This window comes from Mycobacterium sp. (assembly GCF_052144515.1).
Taxonomy (GTDB): domain Bacteria; phylum Actinomycetota; class Actinomycetes; order Mycobacteriales; family Mycobacteriaceae; genus Mycobacterium.
This window is the reverse complement of the sequence record NZ_JBKQQD010000535.1, coordinates 20,550-38,717: the sequence shown is the minus strand read 5'-3', so window position 1 is coordinate 38,717 and position 18,168 is coordinate 20,550. Positions and strand designations below refer to the sequence as shown.

Genomic DNA, 18,168 nt, shown 5'->3' with positions numbered 1-18,168 from the left:
GAGCTATAACGGATCGCATGAGTACGAATGTAGAGCAGTTGGAGTTTCAGGCTGAGGCGCGCCAACTCCTGGATCTGATGGTCCATTCGGTCTACTCCAACAAGGATTCCTTCCTGCGGGAGCTGATCTCCAACGCCTCCGATGCGCTGGACAAGCTGCGGATCGAAGCGCTGCGCAACAAAGACCTCGACCCCGATGAGGTCGACACCTCCGATCTGCACATCGAGATCGACGTGGACAAGGCCGCGCGCACCCTGACGGTTCGCGACAACGGCATCGGCATGACGCGCGAGGAGGTCGTGGATCTGATCGGCACGCTCGCCAAGTCGGGTACCGCCGAGCTGCGGCAGAAGTTGCGTGAAGCCAAGAACGAAGGCGCCTCGGAGGAACTGATCGGTCAGTTCGGGATCGGTTTCTACTCGAGTTTCATGGTGGCCGACAAGGTCACGCTGCTCACCCGCAAGGCCGGCGAGAGCGCGGCCACCCGGTGGGAGTCCAGCGGCGAGGGCACCTACACCATTGAATCCGTCGATGACGCTCCGGTGGGCACGTCGGTCACGTTGCACCTCAAGCCCGAAGACGCCGAGGACGAGCTGCACGACTACACCGCGGAGTACAAGATCAAGGAGCTGGTCAAGCGCTACTCCGACTTCATCGCGTGGCCCATCCGGATGGAGGTCGAGCGACGCACCCCCGCCTCCCAAGAAGAAGGGGCAGAGGGCGGGGAAGAGCAGGTCACCATCGAGACCCAGACCATCAACTCGATGAAGGCGCTGTGGGCCAAGTCCAGAGACGAGGTCTCCGACGACGAGTACAAGGAGTTCTACAAGCACATCGCCCACGCCTGGGACGAGCCGCTCGAGATCATCCCGATGAAGGCCGAGGGCACCTTCGAGTACCGGGCCCTGCTGTTCATCCCGTCGCGCGCCCCGTTCGACCTGTTCAACCAGGACGCCAAGATCGGGGTGCACCTGTATGTCAAGCGCGTCTTCATCATGGACGACTGCGACCAGCTCATGCCGATGTACCTGCGCTTCGTCAAGGGCGTCGTCGACGCGGAGGATATGTCGCTCAACGTGTCCCGCGAAATTCTGCAGCAGGACCGGCAGATCAACGCGATCCGTCGCCGGCTGACCAAGAAGGTCCTCTCGGCGATCAAGGATCTGCAGACCGAGCGGCCTGACGATTACCGCACGTTCTGGACCCAGTTCGGCAGGGTCGTCAAAGAGGGCCTGATGTCGGACTTCGACAACCGGGACACGCTGCTGGAAATCTCCTCGTTCGTCTCGACGCACAGCGACGAGGAACCCACCACCCTCGCCGAGTACGTCGGGCGCATGAAAGAAGGCCAGGAGCAAATCTTCTACGCCACCGGAGATTCGCGTCAGCAGGTCGTGAATTCGCCTCACCTCGAGGCCTTCAAGGCCAAGGGCTACGAGGTGCTGCTGCTCACCGACCCGGTCGACGAGGTCTGGGTGGGACTGGTGCCCGAGTTCGACGGCAAACCTTTGCAGTCGGTCGCCAAGGGCGAGGTGGACCTCGAGTCCGAAGGGGATACCAGCGATGCCGAGCGCGAGGAGCAGCAGAAAGAGTTCGCCGACTTGCTGAACTGGTTGAAGGAGACCCTGGATGATCACGTCAAGGAAGTGCGGTTGTCCACGCGCCTGACCGAGTCGCCCGCCTGCCTGATCACCGACACCTTCGCCATGACACCGGCGCTCGCACGCATGTACCGGGCTGCCGGGCAGGAGGTTCCGGTCGGCAAGCGGATCCTGGAGCTCAACCCGACTCATCCGCTCGTCACCGGCTTGCAGCAGGCGCACAAAGATCGCCCCGAAGACCAGGGCCTTGCCGAAACCGCCGAATTGTTGTACGGCACCGCCCTTCTCGCCGAAGGCGGCGAGCTCGACGATCCGGCCAGGTTCGCCGCGCTGCTCGCCGACCGTTTGACCCGCACGGTGTAAGACACGCCGCTGGATCGCAACGCGCCGAAAAAGCGCCGAAAACTATTGCCGTGCTACATTTCACACCCGCGAACCAACGCGGCCGAAGCACCGCCGCAGAGCATCTACAGGGGAGCTTTGTCGACAGAGCAGGTCCGGCCGCTGCGGGGCTGGCAGCGGCGTGCGATGGTGAAGTATCTGGCCGGCTCGCCGCGCGATTTTTTGGCCGTCGCCACCCCCGGGTCGGGGAAGACAAACTTCGCCCTGCGGGTGGCCGTCGAACTGCTCGGTCAGCGCGCCGTCGAGCAGATCACCGTCGTCGTGCCCACCGAGCACCTCAAGGTGCAATGGGCACGGGCCGCGGCGGACTACGGTTTGGCCCTGGACCCGAAGTTCTCCAACACCAAGCCCCAGACCTCGCCGGAATATCACGGCGTGATGGTCACCTACGCCCAGGTCGCAGCGCACCTGACGCTGCACCGGGTGCGCACCGAGCAGCGCAAAACCTTGGTCGTCTTCGACGAAATCCACCACGGTGGCGACGCCAAGACCTGGGGCGACGCGATCCGGGAAGCGTTCGGCGACGCCACCCGCCGACTTGCGTTGACGGGCACACCGTTTCGCAGCGACGACAGCCCGATCCCGTTCGTCACCTACACGTCCGGCCCCGACGGAGTGGCGCGTTCGGAGGCCGATCACAGCTACGGGTATGCCGAAGCGCTTGCCGACGGCGTGGTCCGGCCGGTGGTGTTCCTCGCCTACTCCGGTGAGGCGCGCTGGCGGGACAGCGCCGGCGACGAGCACGCGGCACGACTGGGCGAGCCGCTGTCCGCCGAGCAGACCGCACGGGCATGGCGGACAGCGCTGGACCCGGCCGGTCAATGGATACCCGCGGTGATCGCGGCCGCCGACCAGCGGCTGCGCCAGCTGCGCACCCACGTGCCCGACGCCGGCGGCATGATCATCGCCTCCGATCAGGCCGCGGCCCGCGCCTACGCGCGGCTGCTGACTACGATCACCTCGGAAGCACCCACGCTGGTGCTGTCCGACGACCCCGGATCGTCAACGCGCATCACCGGTTTCGCCGAGAGCACCAGCCGGTGGCTGGTCGCGGTGCGCATGGTGTCCGAGGGTGTCGACGTGCCCCGGCTGTCGGTCGGGATCTACGCCACGAGCGCCTCGACGCCGCTGTATTTCGCGCAGGCCGTCGGGCGGTTCGTGCGGTCTCGCCGGGCGGGAGAATCCGCAAGCATCTTCTTGCCGTCGGTGCCTAACCTGCTGCAGCTGGCCAGCGAGCTGGAGGCCCAGCGCAATCACGTGCTCGGACAACCGCACCGCGAAACCGACGATCCCCTCCTCGACGATCCAGCCGTCACAACGCAAACCGAGAAGCCCGACACCGAGAAGGGCTTCACCTCGTTGGGGGCCGACGCGGAATTGGATCAGGTCATCTTCGACGGATCCTCGTTCGGCACGGCCACCCCCGCCGGCAGCGACGAGGAGGCCGACTACCTCGGCATCCCCGGGTTGCTCGATGCTGAGCAGATGCGCGCCCTGCTGCACCGCCGCCAAGACGCGCAGCTGCAAAAGCGGGCGCTGCTTGACAAAGAGGCAGGGCGGCCGGCGGCCCCGATCACCACGCATGGCCAACTGCGCGAGTTGCGCCGCGAACTCAACGCCCTGGTATCGGTGGCCCACCACCGCACCGGCAAACCGCACGGATGGATCCACAACGAACTGCGGCGCCGCTGCGGCGGCCCGCCGATCGCCGCCGCAACCCGCGACCAGCTCAGGGCGCGCATCGACGCCGTGCGCCAACTCAACGCAGAACAGTCGTGAGACCTAATCGCCGACAGGCGCGCCGACAACGACCTCCGCGGGCACACCCAGCACGGCCAAGAGCTGTTGCTCGACGACGCCCCGCACCTCGGCCGTGTCGGACTCGGAAGGCACTGTCACACAGAACACGTCGGCCGCCGTCGATCCGAACGTGTTGACCTTGGCCCACTCGATGTCGGCTCCCGCACGCTCCAGCGCCTGGGCCAGCAAAGCGAGCAGACCCAACCGGTCCATGGCGCGCACCTCGAAGATCAGCTGGCCCGACGTGTCCGCGTCGAGCCACAGGATGCGGGGCGGGGCGGTCGAACGGGTCAGCGGCGCGCCGAACTGCACCTCCCCGGCCCGGGACTGCGCCGAACTGCTTGCGTCGCTATCCCGCTTCTCCAGCGTGTCGAGGACGTCGACGCCGTTGAGAGCGCCCACGAAAACCTGACGCAGCAGGCCGGCTTCGGGCGGGGAACCGAACGTCGGTGACACCACGAATTCGGTGATCGCGACGCCCTCGTGAATGTTGACCGTCGCCGAATGAATGCGCAGGAAGTTCAACGCCAGCACGGCAGCGGCTTTCGACGTCAGCCCCGGCGCGTCCGGAGCGAGCATCACCACGTGGAAGCGCTCGCCCTCGGCCGGGTTGATCTCCACGTGCACCCCGTGGTCGGCCGCCAACGAAAGATAGTGGGGCGTGGTCGGTTCGGCCTTCGGCAGTGGCTCACCCGCCATCAGCATCCGGCAGCGGCGCACCAGGTCGGCCACCAGGGAGGCCTTCCAGTCGCTCCACACCCCCGGGCCCGTGGCTTTGGAATCCGCCTCAGCCAGCGCGTGCAGTAGTTCAAGCAGTTGCGCATCCCCGCCCAGAGCTTCGGACACGGATTCGATGACTTTGGGGTCGTTCAGGTCGCTTCGGGTTGCCGTGACGGGCAGCAGGAGGTGGTGGCGGACCATGTTGGAGATCGTGTCGACGTCCGGCGCAGGCAACCCCAGCCGCTCGGCGATCGGGATCACCAGGTCAGCTCCGAGCACGCAGTGATCGATCCCCCGCCCCTTGCCGATGTCGTGCAGCAGCGCACCGATCGCCAACAGGTCCGATCGCGCCACGTGGGTGGTCAGCGGCGCGGCGTTGACGGCGGTCTCGACGGTGTGGCGGTCCACCGTCCACTTGTGCGACACGTCGCGCGGCGGCAGGTCGCGGACCGCGTCCCATTCCGGCAGCAGTCGGCCCCACAGCCCGGTGCGGTCCAGCGTTTCGATCACGTTCACCGTGGCGGGCCCGGCCAACAGGACGACCAGCAGGTCGTCCAACGACTCCTTCGGCCAGGGGGTCGGCAGGTCTGGCACGGTGGCGGCCAGCCGACTCAGCGTGGCAGAGCCGATGGGCAAGCCGGTCTCGGCCGACGCGGCGGCCACGCGCAGCACCAGGCCAGGATCGCGTTCGGGCTTGGCGTCGAGGGCGAGCACGATTTCTCCGGCATACTCGACGACACCCTCGTCGAGCGGTCGGCGCTTCGGCCGCCGCACCATGGCCGTCAGCCCGCGCCGCGGCAGGGCGTTGACGGCGGTCCGAAGCCCGGCTTCCGAGTGGTAACTGATGGTGCGCCCGGCGTTGGACAGCATGCGCGCCAGGGCGAATCGGTCGCCGACCCCCAAGACGGCGCTGATCTCATCGCCGAACTGGGCAAGCAGTTGATCGCGCCCGCGGCCCGACACCCGGTGCAGTTCGGTGCGCACGTCAAGCAACGTGAGGTGCGCGCTGTCCAGGGAACCCGCCGGCATGTCCGGGTTGCCGATGCCGTGGCGGTCAATGAGCTGGGCGATCGCCAGCGCGTCCAGCAGTTGAACGTCACGCAAGCCGCCGCGGCCCGACTTGAGATCGGGCTCGGCGCGGTTGAAGATCCGGCCGCAGCGCCGCCAACGGGCCTGTGTCATCTCGACGAGTTCATCTATCCGGGACCGAATTCCGGTGCGCCACTGCCGCCGCACCCCATCGATCAGCTCGCTGGACAGCGCCTCCTCGCCGGCGATGTGGCGCGCTTCTAGCAAGCCCAGAGCGGCCGTCATATCCGAGCCGGCGATGCCCACCGCCTCGCTCACCGTTCGGACGCTGTGGTCGAGCCGAATGTTGGCATCCCACAACGGATACCACAGCCGATCCGCGACATCGGCCAGCACCTCGGGGTCCTTGCCGTCGTGCAACAGCAGCAGATCCAGATCGGAGTACGGCAGCATCTCGCGGCGGCCCAGCCCGCCGTTCCCGACGATCGCGAAGCCGCTGCCGTCGGTGATCCCGATCTCGACCGCCTTGGCCTTCAGCCAGGACTCGTGCAGGTCCAGCAATGCTTCACGCAGCGCGGCGGCGTCTAGTTCACGATTCGCGTCTGACAGCAGCGCTCTGCGGCTGGCGGCCAAATCGCTTGTTGAGCAAGCACTTACCGCCGCTCCAGATGGGTCGGGCCGGGCGGGTTTCATACCCTCCCGGCCCGTCCACGTCGGATCAGCAATCTGCGGCTACTGTCATAGCGCATCGGTTCCGCGTTCACCGGTGCGTACCCGCACAATGGTCTCTACCGGGGTGACCCAGACTTTGCCGTCGCCGATCTTGCCGGTGCGCGCCGACCGGACGATGCTGTCCACGACCTTGTCGACGATGGAATCGTCGACAACCACCTCGATACGAACCTTCGGCACGAAGTCGACCGAGTACTCAGCACCCCGGTACACCTCGGTGTGGCCCTTCTGCCGTCCATAGCCCTGAATTTCGCTGACCGTCATCCCGAGGACGCCAGCTTCTTCAAGGCTGGTCTTGACATCATCGAGGGTGAACGGCTTCACGATCGCGGTGACCAGCTTCATGACTACTCTGCCTCCACTTTCTCGCCCGCTCGCGCGTCCAGTCCGTTAGGGCTTTCCTCCGCGCTGACGCGGTGCGGAATAGCCGAGGCCCCGATAACTGCGAATTCGTACGCACTTTCTGCGTGCTCCGACTCGTCGATGCCGCCGGCCTCGTCCTCGGCACTCAGCCTCAGCCCGATGGTGTACTTCAGGATGAAAGCCAGGGTAAGCGTAACGAAGAAGGAGTAGAAGAGGACACTGAATGCGCCGGCCGCCTGCCGCTCCAGCTGCGACCATCCACCGCCGTAGAACAGGCCCTTAGAAACCCCAGTCACCCCATTAATTGCCGTTGATTCCGGGGCCGCGACCAGACCAACCAGCAGGGTGCCTGTCAAACCACCGATCATGTGCACACCGACCACGTCGAGCGAGTCGTCGAAGCCGAACTTGAACTTCAGCCCCACCGCGAGCGCGCACACCACACCGCCCACAAAGCCGATAACCAGGGCGCCCAGCACGTTGACCGACGAGCACGACGGCGTGATGGCCACCAGTCCGGCGACAATGCCCGAGGCCGCGCCGAGCGTGGTGGCGTGCCCGTCCCGGATGCGTTCGGTGAGCAGCCAGGCCAGCATGGCCGTGGCGGTGGCGATCGTGGTGGTCATGAACGTCGAGCCTGCGGAACCGTTGGAGCTGGTCGCCGATCCGGCGTTGAACCCGAACCAGCCGAACCACAGCAACCCGGCGCCGAGCATCACGAACGGCAGGTTGTGCGGCCGGAACAGCGTGGTGGGCCAGCCTTTACGCTTGCCCAGCACCAGCGCCAGGGCCAGACCCGCCACACCGGAGTTGATATGGACCGCGGTTCCGCCGGCGAAGTCGATCGCGTGCAGCTTGTTGTTGATCCAGCCGCCGTGCTCGGAGGCGAAGCCGTCGGCCGCGAACACCCAGTGCGCGACCGGGAAGTAGACGAAAGTCGCCCACAGCCCGGCGAACACCAGCCAGGCACTGAACTTCAGCCGGTCGGCCACGGCGCCCGAGATCAGCGCGACGGTGATGATCGCGAACATCAGCTGGAAGGCCACGAACACGGTGGCGGGCATGGTGCCGGCCAGCGGGATGTCCACGGCCGCCTGCGCCTTGCTCGGATCAGCTTTGACGGCGTTGGAACCGATAAGACCCTTCAGGCCCCAGTAATCACCTGGGTTGCCGACGATGCCGCCTTCGTCGTTACCGAACGACATGGAGTAGCCGTAGAGCACCCACAGCACCGTCACCACGCCCATAGCGCTGATGCTCATCATGAGCATGTTGAGCACGCTTCTGGTGCGCACCATGCCGCCGTAGAAGAACGCCAGGCCCGGCGTCATCAGCAACACCAGCGCGGAACTCGCCAACATCCAGGCGGTATCGCCGGTATCGGGCTGGCCCATTATCGGGAAACTCACTCGCTATCACCTCCGGTCGGCCCCCACATGGCCATCAGGCGTGTGCCTGTGACCTGATCCAGAACCATGCGCAATCGATGTTTCGCTAATAGAGCCAGCGTGTTTCGTCAGGATTAACGTCGCACGCGCCGTGTAAGCAACGTTAGCCAAGCAGGGCGTCGACGAACGCCTCGGGCTCGAACGGCGCGAGGTCGTCGGGACCTTCGCCCAGCCCGACCAGCTTCACCGGCACCCCGAGTTCTTGTTGGACGCGGAAAACGATGCCGCCCTTGGCAGTTCCGTCCAGCTTGGTGAGCACCGCGCCGGTGATGTCGACGACGTCGGCGAACACCCGGGCTTGCGCCAGCCCGTTCTGCCCGATCGTGGCGTCGAGCACCAGCAAAACTTCGTCGACGGCCGCGCGCCGGGTTACCACGCGCTTGACTTTGTCGAGTTCGTCCATCAGCCCGACCTAGGTGTGCAGCCGCCCGGCGGTGACGATGACCACGACGTCCGCGCCGCGCTCGATGCCCTTGTCGACGGCGTCGAATGCCACCGATGCCGGGTCGGCGCCTTCGGCCCCGCGCACCACCTCGGCGCCGACCCGGGACGCCCAGGTCTGCAGCTGGTCGGCGGCCGCGGCCCGGAAGGTGTCGGCCGCGCCGAGCACGACGCGCCGGCCGTCGGCCACCAACACCCGCGCCAGCTTTCCGACGGTGGTGGTTTTGCCGGTGCCGTTGACACCGACGACCAGCAGCACCGAGGGATGGTCGGCGTGCGGCAGCGCGCGGATCGAGCGGTCCATGTCGGGGCGCAGCTCTTTGATCAGCACGTCGCGAAACACCGCGCGGGCGTCGGCCTCGGTCCGCACATTGTCGCTGGCCAGCCGGGCGCGCAGCTGCGACACCACCGACTCGGTGGCCACCGGACCCAGATCCGCCACCAGCAGGGTGTCCTCGACGTCCTGCCAGGAGTCCTCGTCCAGGTCGCCGCCGCCGAGCAGACCCAGCACGCTGCGCCCCAGCGCATTCTGCGACCGGGCGAGCCGCCCGCGCAGCCGCTCCAGTCGGCCTTCCGGCGGCTCGATGGCCTCGATTTCCGGGATCTCGGGGGCCGGGGTTACCGGGGGTTCAGCGACCGGCGGCGTGACGGCCTCGGGTTCGGGTTCGGGTTCGGCTACAGGTTCGGGCTCGCGTTCGGCTACAGGTTCGGCTACGGGTTCGGGAAGCAGTACATCCGAGACCGTGCGTTTCGGCGCGTCGCGCGGGATGGTCGCATCGTCGCCCACGGCCGGCAGTCCGCTGGTGTCGATCCGGTCGACCGGCTCGACAGCCGTCGAACCCTGGCTAAAGGTGATGCCGGACGACGCGGTGTACCCGCCGGAGCGGTCCAGCGCCGACGGCTGGGAAGTCTGGGGCCGGGACAGCCTGATCTGGCGCCGACGGTAACGCAGCAGGCCAAAGACGAGCGCGGCGATGATGACGAGGGCGGCGACAACGGCGATGGCGATCCAAAGACCTTGGGACACGTCAACATTCTTTCAGGGGCGCGTCACAGGTCGGAGCCGCGGGGGAGGCTACGACGGCTAGGAGGGATTGCCGACCAGTTGCTCGACCTGCTGACCGCGCATCCGCTGCGAGATCACCGCGGTGATGCCGTCACCCTGCATGGTCACGCCGTAGAGCGCGTCAGCGACTTCCATCGTCGGTTTCTGGTGGGTGATGATGATGAGCTGCGACTGGGCGCGCAGCTGCTCGAACAGGCCGAGCAGGCGGCCCAGGTTCATGTCGTCGAGCGCAGCTTCCACCTCGTCCATGATGTAGAACGGCGACGGGCGGGCCCGGAAGATCGCCACCAGCATCGCCACCGCCGTCAGCGCCTTCTCGCCGCCGGACAGCAACGACAGCCGGGTGACCTTCTTGCCGGGCGGACGCGCCTCCACCTCGATGCCGGTGGTCAGCATGTCGTCCGGATCGGTTAGCCGCAACCGGCCCTCGCCACCGGGGAACAGGGACGTGAAGACGGTACGGAATTCGCGTTCCACGTCCGTGAAAGCGTCGCTGAACACCTGCAGGATGCGGGCATCGACGTCGGCGACGACGTCGAGCAAATCCTTGCGGGCAGCCTTGACATCCTCCAGTTGGGTGGACAGGAAGTTGTAGCGCTCCTCCAGCGCGGCAAACTCCTCCAGCGCCAGCGGATTGACCCTGCCCAGCTCGGCCAGCTCACGCTCGGCCCGCTTCGCCCGGCGCTCCTGGGTGGGCCGGTCGTACGGCATCGGGGCGGGCGCGGTCACCTGCTCGCCGCGCTCCAGGGCCTGCTCGAATTCGGCCATCTCGAGCTCCGTCGGTGGTAGCGGAACCTGCGGACCGTACTCGGCGACCAAATCGGGCGGAGCCATTCCGAACCGCTCCAGCACCATCTGCTCGAGCTGCTCGATACGCATCGCCGCCTGGGCGTTGGCCACCTCGTCGCGGTGCAGCGAATCGGTGAGCGTGGCCACCCGCGTGCTCAGCGCGTGCGTCTCGTCGCGGACGGCCGTCATGGCCGCCGACCGCTCCTGGCGTTCGGCGGTCATCGCATCGCGGTGTCGCGCGGCGGCCTCGACCACCCGGTTCAACCGCGACGCCAGCAGCCGGCCGGACTCGGCGACGGCCGCGGCCACCGCCGCCGCCCGCAGTCGCGCGGCGTGCGCTTGGGCGGCACGCACCCGCGCCTCGCGTTCGGCGGCGGCCGCTCGGCGCAGCGAGTCCGCCCGCCCACGCACCGCGTTGGCGCGTTCCTCGGCGGTCCGCACCGCCAGCAGGGCCTCCACCTCGACCGCGCGGGCGTTTTCGGCGGCGGCGGCGAGCTGCTGCCGGGCCGCCGCGGAACTCGGAGCGGCCGCGTGTACCTGCTGGGTCTCTTGCGCATTGCGGAGCCGGGTTTCGAGTTCGGTGACATCGTCGACGGTCGACGTGCGCCCGGCTTCCAGCTCCTCGCGCTGCCGCAGCAGCCTGCTCCACTCGTCTTCGGCCGCGCGCGCGTCCTGCCCGAGGCGACCCAGCTGCTCGTACATGGTCGAGATTGCGGCGTCGGATTCGTTGAGCGCGGCCAATGCCTGCTCGGCCGCGTCCTGACGGGCGGCCTGCTCGGTCAGAGCCCCGGCCAGTGCCGCGCTCAGTTCAGCCACCTGCGTCTCCGCCGCGGCCAATTCGCCGCCGGCCTTGTCGATCTCCGAGGTGACTTCCAGCGTGGACAGCTTGCGGTCGGAACCGCCGGTCACCCATCCGGCGCCAACCAGATCGCCGGCCATCGTGACCGCGCGCAAGTGCGGGCGTGCCGCGACCAGGTCAAGTGCTTCGGCCAGGGTGTCGACCACCGCGACGTCCGAAAGCAGGGCGTTCATCGCGCCGCGCAGCCGGTGCGGTGCCTCGACCAAGTCGAGCGCCCAGAGCGCCCCGCCGGGCAGCCCCAGCGCCGGGGCGGGCTCGTCGGGGGCCGGCCAGTCGCTCAACAGCAGCGCCGCGCGACCCCCGTCGGCTTCCTTCAGTGCGGCGATCGCGCTGCGGGCTGCGCCCGAGCTCTCGGCGGCCAGCGCGTCGGCGGCCGACCCGAGCACCGCGGCCAGCGCCGCCTCATAACCCGACCGGACTCTGACCAATTTCGCGATCGGTCCCAAAAGCCCAGTACCACTGCGGTTTTCGGTCAGCCACGCCGCACCGTCCTTGCGCTCGAGTCCCACCGAGAGCGCATCGATGCGGGCTCGCAGCGAAGCCACCTGGCGTTCGGCGCCCCGCTCGCCGGACTGCAGTTCGGCGACGCGCTCGTCGGCCAACCGCAGCGCGGCCACCGTCCGATCGTGGTGCTCGTCAAGGCCGACCTCGCCCTGATCCAGTGCACCGACGCGGCCCTGCACCGTTTCGAACTCCGCCCGAGTCTGCTGCGCCCGCGTGGCCGCGTCTTCGATGCGCTCGGACAGCCGCGCCACGGTGTCGTCGATCGATTCGACGCGGGCCCGCATGGTCTCCACCTGACCGGCCAGCCGCGCCAGACCCTCCCGCCGGTCGGCTTCGGCCCGGACCGCCGCCAGGTGGGCCCGGTCGGCCTCGGCGGCCGCGCGCTCGCGGTCGGCCAGTTCCGCCCGGGCGGTTTCCAGCCGGCTACGCGTCGCCGCCAGCTCCGCCAGCAGCTGCTGCTCGGCGGCCGCGACCTGCTCGGCCTCGGCGTCCAGTGCGTCGGGGTCGGTGTCGCTGAGTGCCGCCGGCTCGAGATCGAGATGCTGCGCGCGCTCGCTGGCGATGCGCACCGTGGCGCCGACCCGCTCGGCCAGGGCGGACAGCCGAAACCAGGTCTGCTGGACCGACTCGGCTCGTTGCGACAGCGCTACCAGCGCTTCCTCGTGGGCCGCCAGCTCTTCGGAGGCCACCGCCAGCCGGGCGGCGGCGTCGTCATGCTCGCGGCGCATCGTCGTCTCGGCCTCGAGGATCGCGTCGCGCTCCGTCTGCCGGTTGACCAGGTCGTCGGCGGCCAGCCGCAGCTTGGCGTCACGCAGATCGGCCTGGATGGTCTGGGCGCGACGGGCCACCTCGGCCTGACGGCCCAGGGGTTTGAGCTGGCGGCGCAGTTCGGTGGTCAGATCGGTGAGCCGGGCCAAGTTCGCCGACATCGCGTCGAGCTTGCGCAGCGCTTTCTCTTTGCGCTTGCGGTGCTTGAGCACGCCCGCGGCTTCCTCGATGAACGCGCGGCGGTCTTCGGGCCGCGACTGCAGGATCTCGTCCAGCTTGCCCTGCCCCACGATGACATGCATCTCGCGGCCGATGCCGGAGTCGCTCAGCAGCTCCTGAACGTCCATCAAACGGCAACTGCTGCCGTTGATTTCGTATTCGCTGGCACCGTCGCGGAACATCCTGCGGGTGATGGAGACCTCGGAGTACTCGATCGGCAGCGCGTTGTCGGAATTGTCGATGGTGACGGTGACTTCGGCGCGGCCCAGCGGGGCGCGCGACGACGTGCCGGCGAAGATGACGTCTTCCATCTTTCCGCCGCGCAGCGTCTTCGCGCCCTGCTCCCCCATCACCCACGCGAGGGCGTCGACCACGTTGGATTTGCCGGAGCCGTTGGGCCCGACGACGGCGGTGATGCCGGGCTCAAAACGCAGAGTCGTCGGCGATGCGAAGGACTTGAAGCCCTTCAGCGTCAGACTCTTGAGGTACACGGCCTGCCAGACTACCGCTCAAATCGCCCCGTCCACCCGCATCGCGGGGTGTTGCAACGCCCGAAATATGCCTAGATGTAACCAGCCCGACGCATTGGCCACAGGGGTCACATCAGTCACTGAGAGAAGGCGATGTTGCCTGCTGAAAACCGATAGCACCGGCGATATCACGTTTGCGATTCGCTTCATAGAAAGCGTGGCGGTGCCCTTGTGGCCGGTGTGACTCGGCGGGGCCCGTCAGCGCTCGACGAACCCTTCGAACTGCTCGTGTGCATGCGACCATTCGGCAGCGACCTTGTCGACGCGCCCCGGCTGCGACGGCCAGGCCGCGCCGCCTTCCAGCAGCTTCAGCAGCTTCTCGGCGGCCGAGCGCGGCCCTTGCGCCACTACCAGCACGCGGCCGTCGGCCTGGTTGGCGGCGTAACCGGTCAGGCCCTGCTCCAGTGCCCGGCATCGCGTCCACCAGCGGAAACCAACTCCCTGGACGTTGCCGTGCACCCAGGCGGTGAGCCGGACGTCAGGATCCGACATTGTTGGCCCCGGAAGCGACCTCGAAGGTGACCTTGGTGCCCGACTTCAGGGTGCGCCCCACGGTGCAGACCAGGTCGATGGCCCGGTTCACGACGATCACCAGCCGCTCCCTGTCGTCCGCCGACAATCCCGACAGGTCGAGTTCCAGCGTCTCGGCCAGCAGCGGATAAATCTCCTGGTCGCGGTCGGCGGCACCGGACACCCGGACAACGGCCTTGTAGTCGTCGCCGAGCCGGTGGGCCAGCGGCTGGTCGCTGGACATCCGCTGCACGCCGCCAGCGCGATCTTGAGCAACTCTCCGGGGGTGAACACGCCATCGACGTCTTCGGAGCCGACGAGTACCTGCGCACCGCGCGAGCTATGCCCCGTGTAGCGGCGCGTTCCGGTGCGTTCGACCCACAGTTCTGTCATGAGTCCATTTTTACCGGGTTCTACTGGCCCCTATCACCTGCGCCGACGGAGCCCTCATATGAAAACGTACGGAAGTCTTGGCAAACGCGGACGTGTTGCCTCGGGTCACGATAGGGTCTGCTCCTGCCGATCATTCGGCGGTGGGGGACCCCGGGGGGTTCAAGACGTTCGTGACGTAATTGGACATTACGTATCGGAGGTGTCAGATGTCGTTTCTCATCGCGGCTCCAGAAGCGCTGGTGGCGGCCGCGACGGACTTGGCGAATATCGGTTCGACAATCAGCGAAGCCAATGTGGCGGCGGCCGCCCCGACGACGGGAGTGCTGGCCGCGGGCGCCGACGAGGTGTCGACGGCCATCGCGACCCTATTCGCCGGACACGCCCAGAGCTATCAAGCACTGAGCACCCGGGTCGCGGCCTTTCACGAGCAATTCGTGCAGCTCTTGAACGGGGGCGCGGGCTCTTATGCGTCCGCTGAGGCGGCCAACGCCGAGCAGACCCTGCTGAAGGCGGTGAATGTGCCGACGATGGCGCTCTTGGACCGCCCGCTGATCGGCAACGGCGCCAACGGCGCGCCCGGCACCGGCGAGAACGGCGGCGACGGGGGCATCCTGTTCGGCAACGGCGGGGCCGGCGGGTCCGGCGCATCCGGCGGAACCACCGGCGGTAACGGAGGGAGCGGTGGAAACGGCGGCCTGTTTGGCAGCGGCGGCGCCGGCGGGGCCGGCGGATCTGGCGCCACCACCGGCGGCGCCGGCGGCGCCGGCGGCAACGGCGGACTGTTCGGGGCCGGTGGCTCCGGCGGCGCCGGCGGGTACGGCGCAACTAATGGAGGTAACGGCGGGAACGGCGGGGCCGCCGGCCTGTTCTCCCCCGGCGGCCCCGTCGGGGGTCCTAACGCTGGCGCGGGCGGAGCAGGTGGCATAGGTGAGACCGGCACCGGCGGGAACGGCGGGCACGGCGGGGCCGGCGGGCGCTTCGGCTCCGGCAACGGCGGAATCGGCGGCGCCGGCGGGTACGGCGGCACTACCGGAGGTAACGGCGGTAGCGGGGGCTCGGCCTCCGATGGGATCGGGGGGATATTTACCCCCGGCGGGATTGCCGGGGCCGGCGGCGCCGGCGGCGACGGCGGCACCACCGGGGGTGACGGCGGAGCCGGCGGGGGCGGCGGACGGTTCGGCTTCGGCGGCACGGGCGGGGCCGGCGGCACCGGCGGCATCGGAGCCGGCGGGGATGGCGGCGATGGCGGCGCTGGCGGCACGCTCGGCGGATCGGGCGGCAGTGGCGGCGTAGGCGGCACCGGCGAGACACAAGGCGGTGCAGGTGGTGCAGGGGGCAGCCCCGGCTCGGTCACCGGCAACGGTGGGCCCGGCGGCACCGGCGGCACCGGCATCAACGGGCCCGGCGGGGCTGGCGGCGCCGGCGGCAACTCCAGGACCGGACTCTTGGGCTCCGGCGGGATAGGCGGCGCCGGCGGCTCCGGCGGCATGGGAGACGGTGGCGCCGGCGGGGCCGGCGGCGACGGCGGTAGCTTCGGGGGCACGGGCGGGGTAGGCGGGGCCGGCGGCACCGGCCATGATGGGGCTGGCGGTAAAGGCGGCAACGGCGGCGACGGTGGTGACTTCTCTGGCTCCGCCGGTGCCGGCGGCGCCGGCGGCGAGGGCATCGCAGCGGCCGGCGGCGACGGCGGTTACGGCGGCAACGCCGGCTTGTTCGGCAATGGCGGCGGCGGCGGCAACGCCGGGCCCGGGACACCGGAGGGCAGCGCCGGCACCGGCGGATCCGGCGGCAAGCTGGCCGGCCAGGACGGCGCGAACGGCAAGACCTAACCGCGCGGCCGCGGCTGGCACCTCGGGCAGTAGAACGACGAACGGTTCATGAACTTCTCCCTGCGTATCACCGCGCCGCAGCGACGGCAGGGCTCGCCTTCGCGGCCGTAGGCGTCCAGCGACCGGTCGAAGTAGCCCGATTCGCCGTTGACGTTGACGTACAGCGAATCGAACGATGTCCCACCCTTGGCCAGCGCCTCGCGCATCACGTCGGCGGCGGCGTCCAGCACGGCGACCAGCTGCTTGCGCGTCAGCGTGGCCGCGATCCGCGCGCCATGCACCTTGGCCCGCCACAGCGCCTCGTCGGCGTAGATGTTGCCGATCCCCGACACCACCGTCTGATCCAGCAGCTGACGCTTGAGCTCAGAGTGCTTGCGCCGCAAAACCTTTACCACCGCGTCGGCATCGAACCGCGGGTCGAGCGGATCGCGCGCCAGGTGGGCGACGGGCACCGGCACCACACTGCCGTCCACCGTCACCAGGTCGGCAAGGAGCCAACCGCCGAAGGTCCGCTGATCGGCGAAGCTCAGCACGGTCCCGTCGTCCAGCAGCGCGGAGATCCTCACGTGGTCGGCGCGCGGGACGGTCCCTAGCAGCATCTGTCCGCTCATACCCAGATGCACCACCAGCGCGGTGTCCGGGTCGGCCGGCATGTCCAGCAGCAGCCACAGGTATTTGCCGCGGCGGTCGGTTCCGGTGATCCGTGCGCCCAGCAGCCGGGCCGTCAGGTCGGCGGGTCCGGCCTCATGACGGCGCACCGCACGGGGGTGGTGCACCCGCACCGCCGTCATCGTCTTGCCCGCTACATGGGCCTGCAAGCCGCGGCGCACCACCTCGACTTCGGGCAGTTCGGGCATCTAAACGGAAGTTTTCCCAGCGCTGTCGAGCGCATTCCAGGCCATTGAGGCGGCCTTCTGCTCGGCCTCTTTCTTGGTGCGACCCACACCCGAGCCGTATTCGGTGTCCATCACGACCACCATCGCGGTGAATTCCTTGTCGTGGTCGGGACCGGTGGAGGTGACGACGTAGGAGGGCGGGCCCAAGCCGCGTGCCGCGGTCAACTCCTGCAGGCTGGTCTTCCAGTCCAGCCCGGCGCCCAGCGTGGCCGCCTCGTCCAGCAGCGGGCCGAACAACCGCAGGATCACCTCGCGGGCCATCTCCATGCCGCCGTGCAGATAAATCGCGCCCAGCAGCGATTCCATCCCGTCGGCCAGGATGCTGGACTTGCCTGCTCCCCCGCTGGTCAACTCGCCACGCCCCAACAAGATGTGCGCGCCGAGCCCCCCCGGCGACAGTTTCCGCGCGACCTCGGCCAGCGCCAGGGTGTTGACCACGCTGGCGCGCAGTTTGGCCAACTCCCCTTCCGAACGGTCGGTATGACGATGAAAGAGCTCGTCGGTGATGGTCAGGCCGAGCACGGCGTCGCCGAGGAACTCGAGGCGCTCGTTGGTCGGTAGCCCGCCGTGCTCGTAGGCGTAGCTGCGGTGGGTCAACGCCAGCTCGAGCAACTCGTCGGGCAGGTCGACCCCGAGCGCGTCGAGCAGCTCTGGTCGTGGTTGGGTCACCGCTCACCCCGCGATGAGTCGTTCGGGGTGTCATCGAGCATCTGGGCCAATTTCGCCCATCGCGGGTCGATGAGGTCGTGGTGATGACCGGGCTCCGCGGCCAGCAGAACACCGCATTCCGGGCACAGCCCTGGGCAATCCGATCGGCACACCGGCGAAAACGGCAGTTCGAGCCCGACGGCGTCGATGATGGACTGCTCGAGGTCGATGGTGTTGTCGACCACGTGCCCGACCTCGCCTTCCTCGGTGGTCGCCTCCGTCGTGCTCTGCGGATAGGCGAACAGCTCGGTCAAGACGACTTCGACGCGCCCCTGCATCGCGTTCAGGCAACGGGCGCACTCCCCGACGGTGGGCGCGGCCACCGTCCCCGTCACCAGGACGCCTTCCGACACCGACTCCACCCGCAGATCCAGCTCCAACGGGGCTCCCGGTTCGATCGCGATCAGCTCCGCTCCGATGCGCGACGGGCTGGGCACGGTGTCACGTAGGGTCACCATCGCTCCCGGGCGCCGCCCGAGCCGCGTGATATCGACCACCATCGGCGACGTCGGACCTGAACGTCGCTGCTGCGCCGTGTCGCTGTGCCGCCGCGTCATAGGG

At 68.4% G+C, this 18,168-nt stretch carries 11 protein-coding genes and 2 pseudogenes; 3 read left to right on the top strand and 10 right to left on the bottom strand.

All coding sequences use genetic code 11. The annotated features are described in order from the left end of the window. Positions 1–17: 17 nt before the first annotated feature. Complete coding sequence (htpG, locus tag ACLP9N_RS36435; RefSeq protein ID WP_442411944.1) at positions 18–1,964, top strand: molecular chaperone HtpG; 1,947 nt, start codon at positions 18–20, stop codon at positions 1,962–1,964. A 165-nt stretch (positions 1,965–2,129) separates the two neighbouring features. Continuing rightward, entirely contained in the window at positions 2,130–3,782 is a 1,653-nt protein-coding gene (locus ACLP9N_RS36430) for a DEAD/DEAH box helicase (RefSeq protein ID WP_442411952.1), read from the top strand. Between the two features lie 3 nt (positions 3,783–3,785). On the opposite strand, the gene ACLP9N_RS36425 is transcribed toward ACLP9N_RS36430, so the two are convergent. From ACLP9N_RS36425 to ACLP9N_RS36395, 7 genes and pseudogenes are all read right to left on the bottom strand, one after another. Continuing rightward, positions 3,786–6,245 (bottom strand): [protein-PII] uridylyltransferase, encoded by a 2,460-nt coding sequence (locus tag ACLP9N_RS36425; protein ID WP_442411943.1) that lies wholly within the window; start codon positions 6,243–6,245, stop codon positions 3,786–3,788. 45 nt (positions 6,246–6,290) lie between these two features. Next, a complete protein-coding gene (gene glnB / locus ACLP9N_RS36420; protein WP_442411942.1) occupies positions 6,291–6,629 on the bottom strand; it encodes a nitrogen regulatory protein P-II in 339 nt (112 codons plus the stop codon). 2 nt (positions 6,630–6,631) lie between these two features. Continuing rightward, positions 6,632–8,041 (bottom strand): ammonium transporter, encoded by a 1,410-nt coding sequence (locus ACLP9N_RS36415; RefSeq protein WP_442411951.1) that lies wholly within the window; start codon positions 8,039–8,041, stop codon positions 6,632–6,634. A gap of 157 nt (positions 8,042–8,198) precedes the next feature. Beyond that, positions 8,199–9,563, bottom strand: a pseudogene (gene ftsY / locus ACLP9N_RS36410) (signal recognition particle-docking protein FtsY). Between the two features lie 57 nt (positions 9,564–9,620). Further along, entirely contained in the window at positions 9,621–13,232 is a 3,612-nt protein-coding gene (gene smc, locus ACLP9N_RS36405; protein WP_442411941.1) for a chromosome segregation protein SMC, read from the bottom strand. A 237-nt stretch (positions 13,233–13,469) separates the two neighbouring features. Continuing rightward, complete coding sequence (locus tag ACLP9N_RS36400) at positions 13,470–13,763, bottom strand: acylphosphatase (protein WP_442411940.1); 294 nt, start codon at positions 13,761–13,763, stop codon at positions 13,470–13,472. Next, a pseudogene (locus ACLP9N_RS36395) lies at positions 13,750–14,174 on the bottom strand (OsmC family protein). The gene ACLP9N_RS36400 and the pseudogene ACLP9N_RS36395 overlap by 14 nt, the downstream one beginning before the upstream one ends. Positions 14,175–14,380: 206 nt before the next feature. Between ACLP9N_RS36395 and ACLP9N_RS36390 the strand changes: the two are divergent. After that, positions 14,381–16,003 carry a PE family protein gene (locus ACLP9N_RS36390; RefSeq protein WP_442411939.1) on the top strand — a complete coding sequence of 541 codons (1,623 nt, stop codon included), beginning with the start codon at positions 14,381–14,383 and terminating at the stop codon, positions 16,001–16,003. Here ACLP9N_RS36390 and mutM read toward each other — a convergent pair. The 3 genes from mutM to ACLP9N_RS36375 are packed head-to-tail and all read right to left on the bottom strand — an operon-like array spanning position 16,000 to position 18,164. Then, complete coding sequence (gene mutM, locus ACLP9N_RS36385; RefSeq protein ID WP_442411938.1) at positions 16,000–16,860, bottom strand: DNA-formamidopyrimidine glycosylase; 861 nt, start codon at positions 16,858–16,860, stop codon at positions 16,000–16,002. The genes ACLP9N_RS36390 and mutM overlap by 4 nt on opposite strands. Next, on the bottom strand, positions 16,861–17,568 hold the full coding sequence (gene rnc / locus ACLP9N_RS36380) for a ribonuclease III (RefSeq protein ID WP_442411937.1): 708 nt from the start codon (positions 17,566–17,568) through the stop codon (positions 16,861–16,863). Further along, positions 17,565–18,164 carry a YceD family protein gene (locus ACLP9N_RS36375; RefSeq protein WP_442411936.1) on the bottom strand — a complete coding sequence of 200 codons (600 nt, stop codon included), beginning with the start codon at positions 18,162–18,164 and terminating at the stop codon, positions 17,565–17,567. The genes rnc and ACLP9N_RS36375 overlap by 4 nt, the downstream gene beginning before the upstream one ends. Positions 18,165–18,168 lie beyond the last annotated feature (4 nt).

Coding starts and splice junctions, on each gene's coding strand:
- htpG (WP_442411944.1), top strand. CDS start 18: ATGAGTACGAATGTAGAGCAGTTGGAGTTTCAGGCTGAGGCGCGCCAA.
- ACLP9N_RS36430 (WP_442411952.1), top strand. CDS start 2,130: ATGGTGAAGTATCTGGCCGGCTCGCCGCGCGATTTTTTGGCCGTCGCC.
- ACLP9N_RS36425 (WP_442411943.1), bottom strand. CDS start 6,245: ATGAAACCCGCCCGGCCCGACCCATCTGGAGCGGCGGTAAGTGCTTGC.
- glnB (WP_442411942.1), bottom strand. CDS start 6,629: ATGAAGCTGGTCACCGCGATCGTGAAGCCGTTCACCCTCGATGATGTC.
- ACLP9N_RS36415 (WP_442411951.1), bottom strand. CDS start 8,041: ATGGGCCAGCCCGATACCGGCGATACCGCCTGGATGTTGGCGAGTTCC.
- ACLP9N_RS36400 (WP_442411940.1), bottom strand. CDS start 13,763: ATGTCGGATCCTGACGTCCGGCTCACCGCCTGGGTGCACGGCAACGTC.
- ACLP9N_RS36390 (WP_442411939.1), top strand. CDS start 14,381: ATGTCGTTTCTCATCGCGGCTCCAGAAGCGCTGGTGGCGGCCGCGACG.
- mutM (WP_442411938.1), bottom strand. CDS start 16,860: ATGCCCGAACTGCCCGAAGTCGAGGTGGTGCGCCGCGGCTTGCAGGCC.
- ACLP9N_RS36375 (WP_442411936.1), bottom strand. CDS start 18,164: ATGACGCGGCGGCACAGCGACACGGCGCAGCAGCGACGTTCAGGTCCG.